The organism is Pseudomonas sp. RIT357 (genome assembly GCF_000632245.1).
Classification (GTDB): Bacteria; Pseudomonadota; Gammaproteobacteria; order Pseudomonadales; family Pseudomonadaceae; genus Aquipseudomonas; species Aquipseudomonas sivasensis.
Genome location: NZ_JFYX01000012.1, coordinates 66,812 through 81,674, shown reverse-complemented (window position 1 = coordinate 81,674; position 14,863 = coordinate 66,812). Strand labels below are relative to the sequence as shown.

12 protein-coding genes are annotated in these 14,863 nt (G+C 60.8%); 5 read left to right on the top strand and 7 right to left on the bottom strand.

All coding sequences use genetic code 11. The features are described 5' to 3' along the window. Positions 1-131: 131 nt before the first annotated feature. The 6 genes from BW43_RS28775 to BW43_RS17765 all read right to left on the bottom strand — a co-directional run bounded on the left by BW43_RS28775 (position 132) and on the right by BW43_RS17765 (position 8,378). Positions 132-416, bottom strand: coding sequence for a hypothetical protein (locus BW43_RS28775; protein ID WP_155989957.1), 285 nt, complete (start codon positions 414-416; stop codon positions 132-134). A gap of 352 nt (positions 417-768) precedes the next feature. Further along, a complete protein-coding gene (locus BW43_RS28770) occupies positions 769-1,053 on the bottom strand; it encodes a hypothetical protein (RefSeq protein ID WP_155989957.1) in 285 nt (94 codons plus the stop codon). Positions 1,054-1,404: 351 nt separating this feature from the next. Further along, a complete protein-coding gene (locus tag BW43_RS17750) occupies positions 1,405-4,539 on the bottom strand; it encodes a CusA/CzcA family heavy metal efflux RND transporter (RefSeq protein WP_032886050.1) in 3,135 nt (1,044 codons plus the stop codon). 18 nt (positions 4,540-4,557) lie between these two features. Continuing rightward, positions 4,558-5,664 (bottom strand): efflux RND transporter periplasmic adaptor subunit, encoded by a 1,107-nt coding sequence (locus tag BW43_RS17755; RefSeq protein ID WP_032886049.1) that lies wholly within the window; start codon positions 5,662-5,664, stop codon positions 4,558-4,560. An 18-nt stretch (positions 5,665-5,682) separates the two neighbouring features. After that, a complete protein-coding gene (locus BW43_RS17760) occupies positions 5,683-6,903 on the bottom strand; it encodes a TolC family protein (RefSeq protein WP_032886047.1) in 1,221 nt (406 codons plus the stop codon). A gap of 185 nt (positions 6,904-7,088) precedes the next feature. Continuing rightward, positions 7,089-8,378, bottom strand: a complete 1,290-nt coding sequence (locus BW43_RS17765) for an MFS transporter (protein WP_032886045.1) — start codon at positions 8,376-8,378, stop codon at positions 7,089-7,091. A 185-nt stretch (positions 8,379-8,563) separates the two neighbouring features. Here BW43_RS17765 and BW43_RS17770 point away from each other — a divergent pair, with 185 nt between their 5' ends. The 5 genes from BW43_RS17770 to BW43_RS17790 all read left to right on the top strand — a co-directional run bounded on the left by BW43_RS17770 (position 8,564) and on the right by BW43_RS17790 (position 14,180). Beyond that, the gene (locus BW43_RS17770; protein WP_032886043.1) at positions 8,564-9,982 is read left to right on the top strand and encodes a short-chain fatty acid transporter; all 1,419 of its coding nucleotides are present in this window, start codon (positions 8,564-8,566) and stop codon (positions 9,980-9,982) included. 130 nt (positions 9,983-10,112) lie between these two features. After that, positions 10,113-10,433, top strand: coding sequence for a hypothetical protein (locus BW43_RS17775; protein ID WP_032886041.1), 321 nt, complete (start codon positions 10,113-10,115; stop codon positions 10,431-10,433). A gap of 82 nt (positions 10,434-10,515) precedes the next feature. Further along, on the top strand, positions 10,516-12,216 hold the full coding sequence (acpA, locus tag BW43_RS17780) for an acid phosphatase (protein ID WP_032886040.1): 1,701 nt from the start codon (positions 10,516-10,518) through the stop codon (positions 12,214-12,216). A gap of 121 nt (positions 12,217-12,337) precedes the next feature. After that, positions 12,338-13,507, top strand: coding sequence for a hypothetical protein (locus BW43_RS17785; protein ID WP_032886038.1), 1,170 nt, complete (start codon positions 12,338-12,340; stop codon positions 13,505-13,507). A gap of 148 nt (positions 13,508-13,655) precedes the next feature. Next, positions 13,656-14,180 carry an SET domain containing protein gene (locus tag BW43_RS17790; protein ID WP_032886037.1) on the top strand — a complete coding sequence of 175 codons (525 nt, stop codon included), beginning with the start codon at positions 13,656-13,658 and terminating at the stop codon, positions 14,178-14,180. Here BW43_RS17790 and can read toward each other — a convergent pair. Beyond that, positions 14,177-14,821 carry a carbonate dehydratase gene (gene can / locus BW43_RS17795; protein WP_003188288.1) on the bottom strand — a complete coding sequence of 215 codons (645 nt, stop codon included), beginning with the start codon at positions 14,819-14,821 and terminating at the stop codon, positions 14,177-14,179. The genes BW43_RS17790 and can overlap by 4 nt on opposite strands. Between the last annotated feature and the right edge of the window lie 42 nt (positions 14,822-14,863).

The following is a 14,863-nucleotide window of genomic DNA, read 5'->3' as shown; positions in this document are numbered from 1 at the left end:
GAAGCAGCCCTGAAAACAGACGCTGCAGTTTGTCTTGAAAACCTCGGTAGCCGGATTGGGGGCCGCTTCGCAGCCCAGCGCGGGGCAAGCCCGCTCACCACAGACACCACAGAAGCCCCGCTTCAACCACCTCAACCATTGCCCTCTTCCTTGCGATGCGCCCACTGGTAAAACGCCGGCAACACCAACAAGGTCAGCAACGTAATCGGGCTTATTTTGGTCACCGCACTTGTTGTGGCATCGAGATTATTGTGATCACCGCACTTGTTGTGCCGAGCGGGATTATTGTGGTGAGCGGGCTTGCCCCGCGCTGGGCTGCGAAGCAGCCCCAAAAACAGGCGCTCCGGTTTGTCTTGAAAACCTCGGTAGCCGGATTGGGGCCGCTTCGCAGCCCAGCGCGGGGCAAGCCCGCTCACCACAGACACCACAGAAGCCCCGCTTCAACTACTTCAAACATTGCCCTCTTCCCTGCGATGCGCCCCCGGGTACAACGCCGGCAACACCAGCAAGGTCAGCAACGTGATCGGGCTTATTTTGGTCACCGCACTTGTTGTGGCATCGAGATTATTGTGATCACCGCACTTGTTGTGCCGAGCGAGCTTATTGTGGTGAGCGGGCTTGCCCCGCGCTGGGCTGCGAAGCAGCCCTGAAAACAGACGCTGCAGTTTGTCTTGAAAACCTCGGTAGCCGGATTGGGGGCCGCTTCGCAGCCCAGCGCGGGGCAAGCCCGCTCACCACAGACACCACAGAAGCCCCGCTTCAACCACCTCAACCATTGCCCTCTTCCTTGCGATGCGCCCACTGGTAAAACGCCGGCAACACCAACAAGGTCAGCAACGTAATCGGGCTTATTTTGGTCACCGCACTTGTTGTGGCATCGAGATTATTGTGATCACCGCACTTGTTGTGCCGAGCGGGATTATTGTGGTGAGCGGGCTTGCCCCGCGCTGGGCTGCGAAGCAGCCCCAAAAACAGGCGCTCCGGTTTGTCTTGAAAACCTCGGTAGCCGGATTGGGGCCGCTTCGCAGCCCAGCGCGGGGCAAGCCCGCTCACCACAGACACCACAGAAGCCCCGCTTCAACTACTTCAAACATTGCCCTCTTCCCTGCGATGCGCCCCCGGGTACAACGCCGGCAACACCAGCAAGGTCAGCAACGTGATCGGGCTTATTTTGGTCACCGCACTTGTTGTGGCATCGAGATTATTGTGATCACCGCACTTGTTGTGCCGAGCGAGCTTATTGTGGTGAGCGGGCTTGCCCCGCGCTGGGCTGCGAAGCAGCCCTGAAAGCAGGCGCTGCGGTTTGTCTTGAAAACCTCGGTGTCCGGATTAGGGCCGCTTCGCAGCCCAGCGCGGGGCAAGCCCGCTCACCACAGACACCACAGAAGCCCCGCCTCAACTACTTCAACCATTGCCCTCTTCTTTGCGATGCGCCCACTGGTACAACGCCGGCAACACCAGCAAGGTCAGCAACGTCGAAGAAATAATCCCCCCGATCACCACTGTCGCCAGCGGCCGTTGCACCTCGGCCCCGGTGCCGGTGGCCAGGGCCATGGGGATAAATCCGAGGGACGCCACCAGCGCGGTCATCAACACTGGGCGCAGTCGGGTAAGAGCGCCTTCGTTGATCGCCACCGACAATGAGCGCCCTTCCTCGCGCAGGTTGCGGATAAACGCAATCATCACCAGGCCGTTGAGCACCGCCACACCGGACAACGCGATAAAGCCCACCCCTGCCGAGATCGACAGAGGAATATCCCGCAGCCACAAGGCCATGATCCCACCCGTTAACGCGAACGGAATGCCGGTAAACACCAGCAGCCCGTCCTTGAGGTTGTTGAACATCATAAACAGCAAGCCGAACACCAGCAGCAATGCCACCGGCACCACGATGCGCAAGCGCTCGGAGGCTTCCTTGAGCTGTTCGAACTGGCCGCCCCAGGTGGTCCAGTAGCCCGCCGGTACTTTCACCTGATCGGTGATGGCCGCTTCGGCCTCTGCCACAAACGAACCAATATCGCGCCCACGCACGTTGGCGCTGACGATCACCAGGCGCTTGCCGTTCTCGCGGCTGATCTGATTCGGACCGAGCACCAGGTCCAGGCTGGCAACTTGGGACAAGGCAATAAAACCCAGTTGCCCGGAAGCCAGCGCCGGCACCGGGATCAGCAGCCGCGACAGGCCGTCGATATCGGTGCGCAGGGCGTCGGACAAACGCACAACCATGTCAAAACGGCGGTCGCCTTCATACAACGTACCGGCCTGGCGCCCACCGACGGCCACCGCAATAGTGTCCTGCACATCACCGACATTCAGGCCAAAACGCGCAGCCTTGTCGCGGTCGATATTGATGGTCAGCACCGGCAAACCGGAGGTCTGTTCCACCTTCACTTCCGAGGCGCCATCAAGCTTCTGCAAGGTCTCGGCGATTTCCCCGGCGGTCTTGTTCAACACCGCCATGTCATCGCCAAACACCTTGACCGCCACATCACTGCGTACCCCGGAGATCAGCTCGTTGAAGCGCAGTTGGATAGGTTGCGACAGTTCATACGCGCTGCCGGGCACGATCGCACTGGCGCGCTGAATGTCCGCAATCAGCGTTTCGCGGGTTTTGTCCGGATCGGGCCATTGGTCCTTGGGTTTAAGCATCACGTAGCTGTCGGAAATATTCGGCGGCATCGGGTCAGAGGCGATTTCTGCGGTACCGGTGCGCGCAAACACCCGCTCGATTTCCGGCACCTGGGCCATCAATACTTTCTCAAGCTGCTGCTGCATCTGCACCGATTGCGTGAGGCTGGTGCCGGGCACACGCAGGGCCTGTTGGGCGAAATCACCCTCGCTAAGGCTGGGGATAAATTCACTGCCCATGCGGCTGGCCACCGCGCCCGAACCAACGATGGTCAGCAGCGCCAGACCAAACACCAGCGGACGGCGCGTCATCACCCAATCCAGCACCGGCGCGTAGACCCGGCGTGCGCTGCGCATCACCAGGTTTTCCTCTTCCTTGACCTTGCCGGTGACAAACAGCGCAATCGCCGCCGGTACGAAGGTCACCGACAGAATCATCGCGCCCAGCAGGGCGATCACGACAGTGAAGGCCATGGGGTGGAACATCTTCCCGGCCACACCGGTGAGGGCGAAGATCGGCAGGTAGACGACCATGATGATCAACTGCCCAAAGATCAACGCACGCCGTGCCTCCTTGGCGGCGGAGAACACTTCGTGCAGGCGCTCGCTGCGGGTCAACAGACGACCGTGGCGCTGTTGCGCGTGGGCCAGGCGGCGGATGGCGTTCTCGACGATCACCACCGCGCCGTCGACGATAATGCCGAAGTCCAGCGCGCCGAGGCTCATCAGGTTGGCGCTGACTTTGTTGGTGAACATGCCGGTGAAGGTGAACAGCATCGCCAGGGGAATCACCATCGCGGTGATCAACGCCGCCCGGATATTGCCCAGGAACAGAAACAGCACCGCGACCACCAACAGCGCCCCCTCAAAGAGGTTCTTCTTTACCGTGGCAATGGCTTTTTCGACGAGGTTGGTGCGGTCGTAGACCGTCACCGCCACCACGCCTTCGGGCAGCGAGCGGTTGATGTCTTCGAGTTTTTTCGCCACGGCCTGGGACACGCTGCGGCTGTTTTCGCCGATCAACATAAACACCGTGCCCAGCACCACTTCACGGCCGTTTTCCGTGGCGGCGCCAGTGCGCAGTTCACGGCCGATCTCGACTTGGGCCACATTACGCACGCGAATCGGCGTGCCGTCCGCAGACGTGATGACGATATTGGCGATGTCATCAATGGACGCCAATTGCCCCGGTGCGCGGATCAGCAGTTGCTCGCCACTGCGCTCGATATAACCGGCGCCGACGTTGGCGTTGTTGCGCTCCAGCGCGGTGACGAGATCGTTCAAAGTCAGGTTGTAGGCCGCCAAACGCTTGGGATCTGGGGCGATCTGGTATTCCTTGGCAAAGCCGCCGATGGTGTTGATCTCGGCCACGCCGGGCACGTTGCGCAGTTGCGGCTTGATAATCCAGTCCTGGATCACCCGCAGGTCCGTCGGCGTGTAAGGCGTGCCGTCGTCCTTGAGCGCGCCGTCCTTGGCTTCCACGGTCCACAGGAAGATTTCCCCTAGCCCGGTGGAGATCGGTCCCATCGCCGTTTCGATGCCGCTGGGCAATTGCTCGCGCGCGACTTGCAAGCGTTCGTTGACCAATTGACGGGCGAAGAACAGATCGGTGCCGTCCTTGAAAATCACCGTGACCTGGGACAAGCCGGAGCGCGACAGCGAACGCGTCTGCTGCAAACCCGGCAGACCGGCCATGGCAGTTTCGATGGGAAAAGTAATGCGCTGCTCGGTTTCCAATGGCGAGAAACCAGCCGCCGCCGAGTTGATCTGTACCTGCACGTTGGTGATGTCAGGCACCGCGTCGATGGGCAATTTCTGATAGCTGGCGATGCCGACACCGGCCATCAACAGCACCGCCAGCAGCACGATGATGCGCTGCTCAATGGCGAATTGGATAAGGCGCTCAAACATGGGGAATCACTCGCAGGATCAATGGGCGTGCTCGGCCGAGCCTTTGCCCAGTTCGGACTTGAGGATGAAGCTGCCGACCGTGGCCACCTGCTCGCCGGCGTCCAGCCCTTGGCGCACTTCGACGTAGCCGTTTTCACTGACGCCCAGTTCAAGATGGCGAGTGATAAAACCGTCCGGGGTGCGCACGAACACCGAGGGTTTGTCCTCGACGGTCTGGATCGCTTCCTGCGGTACGGTGACCTTGGCCTGGGCGGTGTCCGTGGCCAGTTGCACCGTGACAAACAGCCCAGGGCGCCAGGCATCGTCAGGGTTGGGCACGCTCACGCGCACGGTGGCGGTGCGCGTTTGCTCGCCGAGTAGATTGCCGACGTAGGCCACGGTGCCGCGCACGTGGGTACCCATTTCCGTGGAACTGACGGTCACCGGTTTGCCGATGCGAACCTTGTTCAAGTCCTTGGGAAACACGCCGAAGGTGACCCACACCTGGGACAAGTCCGAGAGGGTAAAGGCGTTACTGGTTTCGCTCACGACCTCGCCAACACCGAGGTGTTTTTCAACCACCACACCGGCGAACGGCGCACGCAGCTCATACCGATTACCGCCGACCAACACCGCACTGCCACTGAGGGCGGTCATCTTCTGGCGTGCATTGTTCAGCGCGATTTCGGCCTCTTGCAGGGCCTGACGCGCCAGCAGGTAATCCTGCTCGGCGGAGATCTTGTCCTGCCATAACTGGCGCTCACGCTGGAAGGTCGTACGCGCCAGTTCCACCCGGCGCTCGCTGGCAGCCAGCTCGCTGCGCTGGTCAGAAATCTGTTGGCTGGCGATCACCGCCAGCAACTCGCCCGCCTTCACTGATTGACCGAGATTGACCTTCACCGACTCCACAACCCCGGCAGCACGCGGGACGATGTGCGAGGTGCGGTCTTCGTCAAACCGCACTTCTCCCGGCAGCGTCAGCAAAGTACTGATCGGCCTGGGTTGGGCCTGGGCAAGTTGAATGCCGGCGGCCTCGATTTGCTGCGCGGTGAGTTCGAGTGCGCCTTCTTCTTCCTCGGCATTTGCCAGGCTCGACAGCATCAGGCCCAAGGCGACGGCAAGCGCCACGCCGTGTTTTCTATTCATAGGGGACTCCAGAAAAAATCAGAACCGGGCGAGGTCGCCGTAAATCCGCTCGATGCGCAGCCAGGCGTCGGTGGCCTGGGAGGTGGCCGTCAGGTATTGGGTGCGTGCCGCAATCAGGGTGCGCTGGGCGTCGAGCACGTCGAGGAAGTTGAACTTGCCCATCTCGAAGCCACGGGTCGCGGCATCTACCGCGCTTTGGGCGGCGGGCAGGATCTGCTGGTTGAACGCGCGCACCTCGTTATTGGCGGCTTGCCACAGGTCGAGGGCTTGGCGGGTTTCGGTGCGCAGGCGAAGTTCGGCGGCATTGCGCAGATCGCGGGCCTGATCAGCGCGGCGGGTGGCGGCAAGCACGTTGCCCTGGTTGCGGTTGAACAGCGGGATCGGCATCGACACCCCCACCAGGTTCACGCGCTCGCGCACGCTGGCGTCGTATTGGCTGCCGATGGACACATCGAGGTCGGGAATCCGCTGGGCTTTTTCCAGGCCCACATTGGCCTCGTTCTGCAGGATCTGCAGTTCGGCCAGGCGCAGCTCGGTGGTTTGCTCAAGGCGCGCCAGCAATTGCGCAGCGGGCGGCAACGCGGGTGTGGATTGACTTGGCGGGGCAACGGACGCGAAGTCGGCGCTGGCGCTGCCCGTGCTGGCGGCCAGGCGGCGATAGGCGTCGGTAAGGCCGATCTGTGCGCGGTTGAATTCCAGGCGGATTTCCGACAACTGCACTTGCGCGCGCGTGGCTTCCACCGGAGACGACTTGCCTGCGGTGACGCGACCATTGGCGATCACCAGACCACGCTCGGCCAAGGCCAGGGAGCGTTGCGCCAGATCGAGCCGCTCCTGGGCGCGAAGGGCCGCGTAATAGCTGTCGATCACGTCAGTGCGCAGGCTGTTGCGGCGCTGTTCCAGGGTCAGCGCGGCGGCGTCCTGAGTACGGGAAGCGACATCGATGCGTGCACCGCGCTTGCCGCCCAGTTCCAGAGTCTGGCTGAGCTTGACGGTGGTGGTGCGTGAGTCGCGGCGAGTGTCTTCGGCGTCCCAGGAAGCGACCGGATTGGGGATCAGCCCAGCCTGTTGGCGACCGCCCGCAGCGATGTCAATTTCCCACTGCGCAGCGGCCAGGTCCGGGTTGTTGGCGAAAGCGTTTTGCAGGGCGCTATCGAGGGTCAGGGGTTGCGCCAGGGCCGCGTTTGCAGCCAACCACAACACTGTCGCCCCCATCAGTTTTTTAACGGAAATTGCCATAACGAGAGTTCCACGGCCATGAAGTCCAAGCGCTGGCAATGTAGCGCTCGCGACTTATCAGGTCGGTGGAGCAAAGATTACAAAATCGACAGCAAGGGCTCTGGGGCGGGCTTTTTCGTTGACGCTGCAAACGACCGTTTCAGTGACCAGGTTGATCAGTGCTCGGGCACGTTCCTAGCTGATCTTCACGCGGCTAACGTGTGACGCTTGCCAAACAGCGCCACACTCGCCACCCCCACTGCCCCCATCACCACGCAATACCCCACGCAAATCCATGGGCTCGTAGGCATTAACGCGATCAGCATCAGCGGTGTGGTGCTCGCCCACAGCGCATAGGCAATGTTGTAGGTAAAGGAAATCCCCGACACCCGCACCTGCGCCGGAAACAGCCCCACCATCACCGACGGCACCGCGCCCACCACGCCGCAGCTCAAGCCCGCCAAGGCGTACGCCGCACCCAGCCACACGCCGCCATTGATCAGGCTGGCGTACAACACCGCGATGCCCATTGGCAGCAACAGGCTGTAAACCAGCACCGCGCGCCAGGCGCCGATGCGGTCCACCAGCAGGCCGGCGAGGACGCAGCCGATGTTCAGGAACACGATGCCCAAGGCGCTCAGGGCGAAGGTGTGGCTGGGGCTCATACCGAAGGTTTTTTGCATCATGGTCGGGGTGATGACGACAAGGACCACCACCGCTGAGGTGAGCACACAAGTGAGGATCATCGCCGGCAACAATACGGCGCGGTGGTCGCGCAGTACGGTGCGCAGGGGCAGTTCGGCAGCGGCTTGGCGGCGGGCCTGCATTTCGAGGAACACCGGGGTTTCGCTGAGCCAGCGGCGCAGCCATACGCCGATCACGCCGAACACACCGCCGAGCAGGAACGGGAAACGCCAGGCGTAATCGAGGATCTCGGCCGGGGTGAAGACTTGCGCCAGCAGCGTGGCCGTCAAGGCACCGAGCAGGTAACCGAAGGTCAGGCCAGCTTGCAGGAAGCCCAACGCATACCCACGGTGATTGCGCGGCGCGTGCTCGGCGACGAAGGTCCATGCACTGGGCACTTCACCGCCCACCGCCGCGCCTTGCAGCACGCGCAGCGCCAGCAGGATCAGCGGGGCGAAATAACCGATTTGCGCGTAGGTCGGCATAATCCCGATCAGCAGGCACGGCAGCGCCATCATCAGGATGCTTAGGCTGAACACGCGCTTACGCCCCAGGTGGTCAGCAAAATGCGCCATCAGGATCCCGCCCAACGGGCGCGCCAGGTAGCCGGTGACGAAGATGCCGAAGCTTTGCAGCAGGCGCAGCCACTCGGGCATTTCCGGGGGGAAAAACAGTTGGCTAAGGGTCAGCGCAAAAAACACGAAAATAATGAAATCGTAGATTTCCAAGGCACCGCCCAAGGCGGCCAGGCCCAGGGTTTTGTAGTCGGAGCGGGAAAAACGCTGCGCCTGTGAGGAAAAGGTGGCAGTCATGTAGAGGCTCGGCAGACAAACAAAATGGCGTGCAGGTTATGAGGTGAGCCGAAGGATGGCAATCGCCGCAGATATATTTGTTTTCCTCATGGATCGATGAAGATAACTGCATTCCCATATCAATGGCCGTGGAGGAACATGCGCGAAAACTGCCGCCCTCATAATAAATACAAGAGGTATGACCCGTGGCCGATGCTATCGAAGAAAGCCGCTATGCCCGATTTGCCCTGCGCTGTTCCAACTTCGCCGAACGCTGGTTCCCTGACTCCTGGGTATTTGCAGCCCTCGCGGTGATCATCGTCGCTGTGGCGACCCTGGGCATGGGCGCGGCGCCCACCGAGGCCGCCAAGGCGTTTGGCGATGGGTTCTGGAGCCTGATCCCGTTCACCATGCAGATGGCCTTCGTGGTGATCGGCGGTTACGTGGTCGCCAGTTCGCCGCCAGCAGTGAAACTGATTGACCGCCTGGCGCGCATCCCCAAGAACGGCCGTTCGGCCGTGGCCTGGGTGGCGTTGATTTCCATGGTCGCGTCGTTGCTCAACTGGGGCCTGTCCCTTGTGTTCGGCGGCTTGCTGGTAAGGGCACTGGCGCGGCGTACGGATCTGCGCATGGATTACCGCGCCGCGGGTGCTGCGGCCTATCTGGGTCTGGGCGCGGTGTGGGCACTGGGCTTGTCGTCGTCGGCCGCTCAATTGCAGGCCAACCCGGCCAGCTTGCCGCCGTCGATTCTGTCGATCACCGGGATGATCCCGTTTACCGAGACCATCTTCCTGTGGCAATCCGGCGTGCTGTTACTGGCGCTGATCGTGGTGTCGCTGATCATCGCCTATGCCACCGCGCCCGGCCCGAACAGTGCCCGTGACGCCAAGGCCTGCGGCGTCGACCCAGCCTTCAACCTGCCCAAGCCGCAAGCACCGACCCGGCCTGGCGAATGGCTGGAACACAGCCCGCTGCTGACCATCTTGCTGGCACTGCTGGCGGCCGGTTGGCTGTTCCATGAGTTTTCTACCAAACCGGCGATCAGCGCCATCTCGGGACTCAACACCTACAACTTCCTGTTCATCATGGCCGGCGCCCTGCTGCACTGGCGCCCGCGAAGCTTCCTGGATGCCGTGGCGCGCGCAGTGCCGACCACCACTGGGGTGCTGATTCAATTTCCGCTGTACGGCTCGATTGCGGCACTGATGACGGTGGTTAAAGGCGGCGACGGCCAGACCCTGGCGCACCATATCTCGACCTTCTTCACCTCCATCGCGTCCCACGACACCTACGCGCTGCTGATGGGCGTGTACTCGGCGGTGCTGGGCTTCTTTATTCCGTCGGGCGGCGGCAAGTGGATCATCGAAGCACCGTACGTGATGCAGGTGGCCAATGACCTGCAATACCACCTGGGCTGGGCGGTGCAGATCTACAACGCAGCCGAAGCGCTGCCGAATTTGATCAACCCGTTCTATATGTTGCCGCTGCTGGGTGTGTTGGGGCTGAAGGCACGGGATCTGATCGGCTTTTCGTTTGTGCAGTTGCTGGTGCACACACCGCTGGTGTTGTTTTTGCTGTGGGCATTGGGGACAACGTTGAAGTATTTGCCGCCAGTGATGCCGTAGGTCACGACGTTTCTGATGAAACGCATAGGGGTTGTCCCACGCCATGCGGCGACAACCCCTGACTCCTCCTGCCCGCGCCCTTGATTAACCTGACCCGGATAAATCCTCACACTAGACCAAGGAATATCCGATGACCCCTCTATCCAAGACCCTGGAAACGCTGCTCAACGAAATTTACCAGGACGACAACGTATCGTTCGTCGAGTACAAGACCCTGCGCGACGAGGCCGACCGGCGCATGGACGCTGTTATCAAGGAGTTCGGCCTGCACAACAACGTGACGGCCTTCCAGAAAGCCATCGATGTGGCCATGCAGTTGCTGCAGACCAGCGTCATCGACGCCAAGAAAGACAAACTGACCGACACGGGCGAGGCCATCGTAAAAGATGCGATAACAGCCCAAGTAGAGTACTTGCGTGCCGGCAGCCAGTTGGCGCTGCGGCTGCTTTAAGCGCCTGTCTTCGTTCCGTCATATTGCGTTGCTACCGTCCTGCGAAATATCTTGCAACAACTCGCCAGCAAGGACTCCCGCAATGAGTGACGAGCACGAAGACCGCCCTTCCCCTGATTCCATCCCCCAACCATCTGTAGACAGCAGCCGCCGGCGTTTCCTGGGTGGTGCGGCGGTGTTGGGGGTGGGTGCGACCTTGAGTGCCTGCGGCAACACCAGCGAAGCGCCCGGAAAACCGGTAGCGCGACCGCTCACACCTCAAGAGCTGGACAAGGCCTTGCACGACCAGGTGAAAACCGTGGTAGTGATCTATGCCGAGAACCGCAGTTTCAACAATCTGTTTGCGGATTTCCCTGGTGTCGAGAAACCGCTCTCCGCGCTTTCCGCGACCGATACTCAGCAACGCGACCGCGACGGCAGCCTGTTGACCACCCTGCCACCGGCCTGGGGCGGTGTGCTGCAAGTCGGCCCGCAAACCGTGGACGGGGTGACCTACCCCAGCGAAATGCAATTCCAGGAAAACCTGCCCAACGCCCCTTTCGACCTCAAGGGCCCGAGTGGCGAGGACCTGCCCTTGAGCCTTGTCACCCGCGACTTGTGGCATGTGTTTTACCAGAACCAGATGCAGATTAACGGCGGCAAGAACGATGGCTTCGTTGCCTGGGCGGACTCCGGCGGGCTGGTGATGGGCCGTTACGCCCAAAGCCGCTATTCCCTGCGCCTGTGGGACGTGGCCAAGGAGTTTGTGCTCTGCGATAACTTCTTCCAGGGCGCTTTCGGCGGTTCATTCCTTAACCATCAATACCTGATCAGCGCTACGGCGCCGGTGTATCCGAACGCAGCAGCGTCGGTGGCCAAGGCGCAGATCGCCACGCTGCAAAGCGATGACCCCACCGACACGCGCCTCAAACCGCTGGAAAAATCTCCGGCAAGCGCCATGACCGGTCCACCGCAATTCGGCCCCAGCGCGCTGACGCCGGACGGTTACGCAGTCAATACCTTGGCCCCGCCCTACTGGCCGACCTGGATTCGCGACCCGCAGAATCCGGACTATTCCAAGCCCGACCTGCCGAACGTGCTGGTGCCACAGACCCACGAGCACATCGGCGACAAGCTGTCGAAAAAAAACGTCGACTGGGCTTGGTACGCCGGAGCCTGGCAAGCGACGCTGGATCAGTTCAAGGATTCGGGAGGTATTCCGAAAATCCCGAATTTCCAATACCACCACCAGCCGTTTAACTACTTCAAAAAACAGGGCCCCGAGAACCGTGCCGAGCGCGACAAGCGCCTGCGCGATGGGGGATTGGGCGATGAGTCCAGCACCAACAAGTTTTTCGCCGATGCCCAGGCCGGCAAGCTGCCGGCGGTGACGTTCTATAAACCCCAGGGCAACCTGAACATGCACGCTGGCTACGCCGACGTGGCCTCGGGCGATCGCCATATTGCCCGCGCCTTGAAGGTACTGCAGGAAAGTCCACAGTGGAAAAACATGGTGGTGGTCGTCACCGTCGATGAAAACGGCGGCTGGTGGGACCACGTCGCACCACCTAAGGGTGATCGCTGGGGCCCTGGCACGCGGGTTCCGGCGCTGGTGGTATCGCCGTTCGCACGTAAAGGCACGGTGGACCATACGGTATACGACACCGCATCAATCCTGCGATTGATCACCCGAGTCTTCCAATTGGAGACGCTGGACGGTCTCAAACAGCGCGATGATGCAATGATCGCCCGTGGTCAGAAGCCCATGGGCGATTTGAGCAACGCGTTGCAGTTCAACGTGTAGGACGCTTATCCAATAGCGACACGCCCGGCGATTTAGCACGCGGTTTTCCTGGTCAGCCGCTACTGTGAAGAGGTGGGCTTTCATCCCGCGCAGACGGGCTTTCGCTGACAAGGAACCAACTATGCTTACATCGACCAGGCTGTATTTGACCCTGGCCGCACTGATGGCCAGTGCGGTCGTTCAAGCCGATATCGAAGTACCGCTGGGCAGCACGCAGCGTGTCACCCAGTTGTTCGCTTACCCCAACAACTGCAACGTCATCTGCTTTCGGCCTTGGACGCTGGAGCAGACCGTCGAGCACTACCTGAACCAGAGCGTGCAGCGCGACGGCTACAGCCGGGCCAAGGTCAGCGTCAAAGTCCATGATGGCCTGGTGGCCGCGACCTTCAGCGGCGTACCTGACAGTTATGGCCAGCCCCTGACGGCACTGCTCAATACCGCCGACCTCGCCTACCAAGGCGCCAGCAAGCTCAACAGCGACGGTAAATGGGCGTTTAACTGGTACCTGTTCCTGCCGTTGGGCATGGCGTTGGAAAACCGCAAAAGCATCGAGTTGATGCACTTCCCGCCGGACTACTCACTCACTCAGGCACAGGATTACCTGGAATCGAAAACCACGGATCGCTGGGCCGACTTGCTCACCGACAACGGGGTGCCGGCCGCCGAAACCCCGGCCTACCAGACCATGATCGACATCGCCCCCATCGCCGCACCGTCCACGGCGGGCAAAGAGCTGGAGGGCGTCTACAGCTACTTCACCAATTATCAGACCCGTATGGTCAAGGAACTGAGCCTCCAGCCCGACGGCTCGTTGCCGATGGTGGCGTTCGGGGCACCGGTGCGTAGTTGGATCAAGCAGCAATACGGACAAACCGTGAATGTGCTCGGGCTGGCGCAGATAAGCCCGGCCGAGGGCAAAAGCGTTTCAGTACTGGGTGCCAACCATCCCAGCTACATCTGGTATGCAGCTGACCCCGAGTCTTATGACGGCGATGAGCAAAAGGCCGACGAGGCGGGCTTGAAGGTGATGGGCCAGGATCTTAGCGCCGCCTGCTGGCAGGCCGGGATGGGCCAGAAACCGGCGAGCGATCCGAATGTGCTGCTTAAGGCCTGCATGAATACCTGGCAGGTCACGCGCAAAGAACAGACCTGTGAATTGTTCTACACCTCGGTGCGCAAACTGAGCCAGGAGCAAGCCAATGCCAAGTGTGCAACGCCAGCAATAAAAACTCAGTTGAAACAATTGAGGAACGCCGCCCCAGCTCCCTTCAATGCGGAACCTGCGTTGTAAATCCCACAAAAAAAGATCCGATTTCTACTGTCAGATTTGACAGTAGAAATCGGATCCAACTTAAGCGAATGTTTAGCCGCGCCCATCCGCTGCAAGACTGGTAGTCAGACACCACCCGCAGGTCGATGCAGCCTAACCAAGGAGAGTTATGAAAACTCAGGCCATGGACAAGGCTAGAACTGCTGTGACTGAATGCTTATATCCGTTCAAGACGCTGCGAATTGAGCAAGGCTACCCCTCGTCCGAGCATTTCAAAGTCGTAAGCACCACAAATGACATGGAAGGCGGGGTCAAGGCGCGCACAGCCTTTGGCTGCCGCATACGCATTGCTCATGTCTCCGGCTATGCCGTGGGCGAGAGACGCCCGCATACGCTGCAGCTGTCACCACGCATCCACTTGTACGATTGCTGGTTCTGCGGCCTGTTGCGGCACTCCTGCAATCCGAATGTATTCTTCGACACCACGTACCTGGAACTCTGGACCGTGCAACCTATCGCCGCCGGCGCCTGGCTGACCCTGGACTACGCTAGCACTGAGGACGTGCTGTTCCGGCAGTTCGCTTGCCAATGCGGCGAACTGAACTGCCGGGGCTGGATCACTGGCAGCCAGGAGCCATTGAACGCCGAAGGCCAAGCGTTCATGGCGCAGTGGCGAATGCGCAAACGACCTTAGGCTTCGCCCAACGGCCGCAAGCGATATTGCGGCGGTAGTTGCTCGAAGCCACTGATGGTGGTGTTCAAACTCTTCCAGCGGCCATCCTTGATGCCGTAGATGCAACCATGAATCGACAGGCTTTGCCCCCGGTGCCAGGCGTTTTGCACAATGCTGGTGTGGCCTACGTTGGCCACCTGCTGAATCACGTTCAGCTCGCACATGCGATCGACGCGTTCCTCTTCGGTCGGCAATTGGGCCAGCACGTCGCGGTTTTCGTAATACAAGTCGCGAATGGTGCGCAGCCAGCCGTCGATCAGGCCGAACTGGCGATCCTGCATCGAAGCCCGCACACCGCCACAACCATAGTGGCCGGTAACGAGGATGTGTTTGACCTTGAGCACGTCGACCGCGTACTGGATCACCGACAGGCAGTTGAGGTCGGTGTGCAACACCACGTTGGCCACGTTGCGGTGCACGAACAGATCACCCGGCAGCATGCCGACGATCTCGTTGGCCGGTACGCGGGCGTCGGAGCAGCCGATCCACAGGTATTCCGGGGTTTGCTGGCGGGCGAGCTTGGCGAAGAATTCGGGATCTTCCTGTTTGATCGCGTCCGCCCAGCGTTCATTGTTATCAAGCAGGTCTTGTAGTTCGTTCATCAGGGAAAGCCTCAGGAATGATGCGCAGTTTTGTGACTGACG

What these genes read in the sequence shown, in the direction of transcription:
- BW43_RS17790 (WP_032886037.1), top strand. Translation starts at nt 13,656, where the DNA reads ATGAAAACTCAGGCCATGGACAAGGCTAGAACTGCTGTGACTGAATGC.
- BW43_RS17765 (WP_032886045.1), bottom strand. Translation starts at nt 8,378, where the DNA reads ATGACTGCCACCTTTTCCTCACAGGCGCAGCGTTTTTCCCGCTCCGAC.
- acpA (WP_032886040.1), top strand. Translation starts at nt 10,516, where the DNA reads ATGAGTGACGAGCACGAAGACCGCCCTTCCCCTGATTCCATCCCCCAA.
- BW43_RS17755 (WP_032886049.1), bottom strand. Translation starts at nt 5,664, where the DNA reads ATGAATAGAAAACACGGCGTGGCGCTTGCCGTCGCCTTGGGCCTGATG.
- BW43_RS17775 (WP_032886041.1), top strand. Translation starts at nt 10,113, where the DNA reads ATGACCCCTCTATCCAAGACCCTGGAAACGCTGCTCAACGAAATTTAC.
- can (WP_003188288.1), bottom strand. Translation starts at nt 14,821, where the DNA reads ATGAACGAACTACAAGACCTGCTTGATAACAATGAACGCTGGGCGGAC.
- BW43_RS17785 (WP_032886038.1), top strand. Translation starts at nt 12,338, where the DNA reads ATGCTTACATCGACCAGGCTGTATTTGACCCTGGCCGCACTGATGGCC.
- BW43_RS17750 (WP_032886050.1), bottom strand. Translation starts at nt 4,539, where the DNA reads ATGTTTGAGCGCCTTATCCAATTCGCCATTGAGCAGCGCATCATCGTG.
- BW43_RS17760 (WP_032886047.1), bottom strand. Translation starts at nt 6,903, where the DNA reads ATGGCAATTTCCGTTAAAAAACTGATGGGGGCGACAGTGTTGTGGTTG.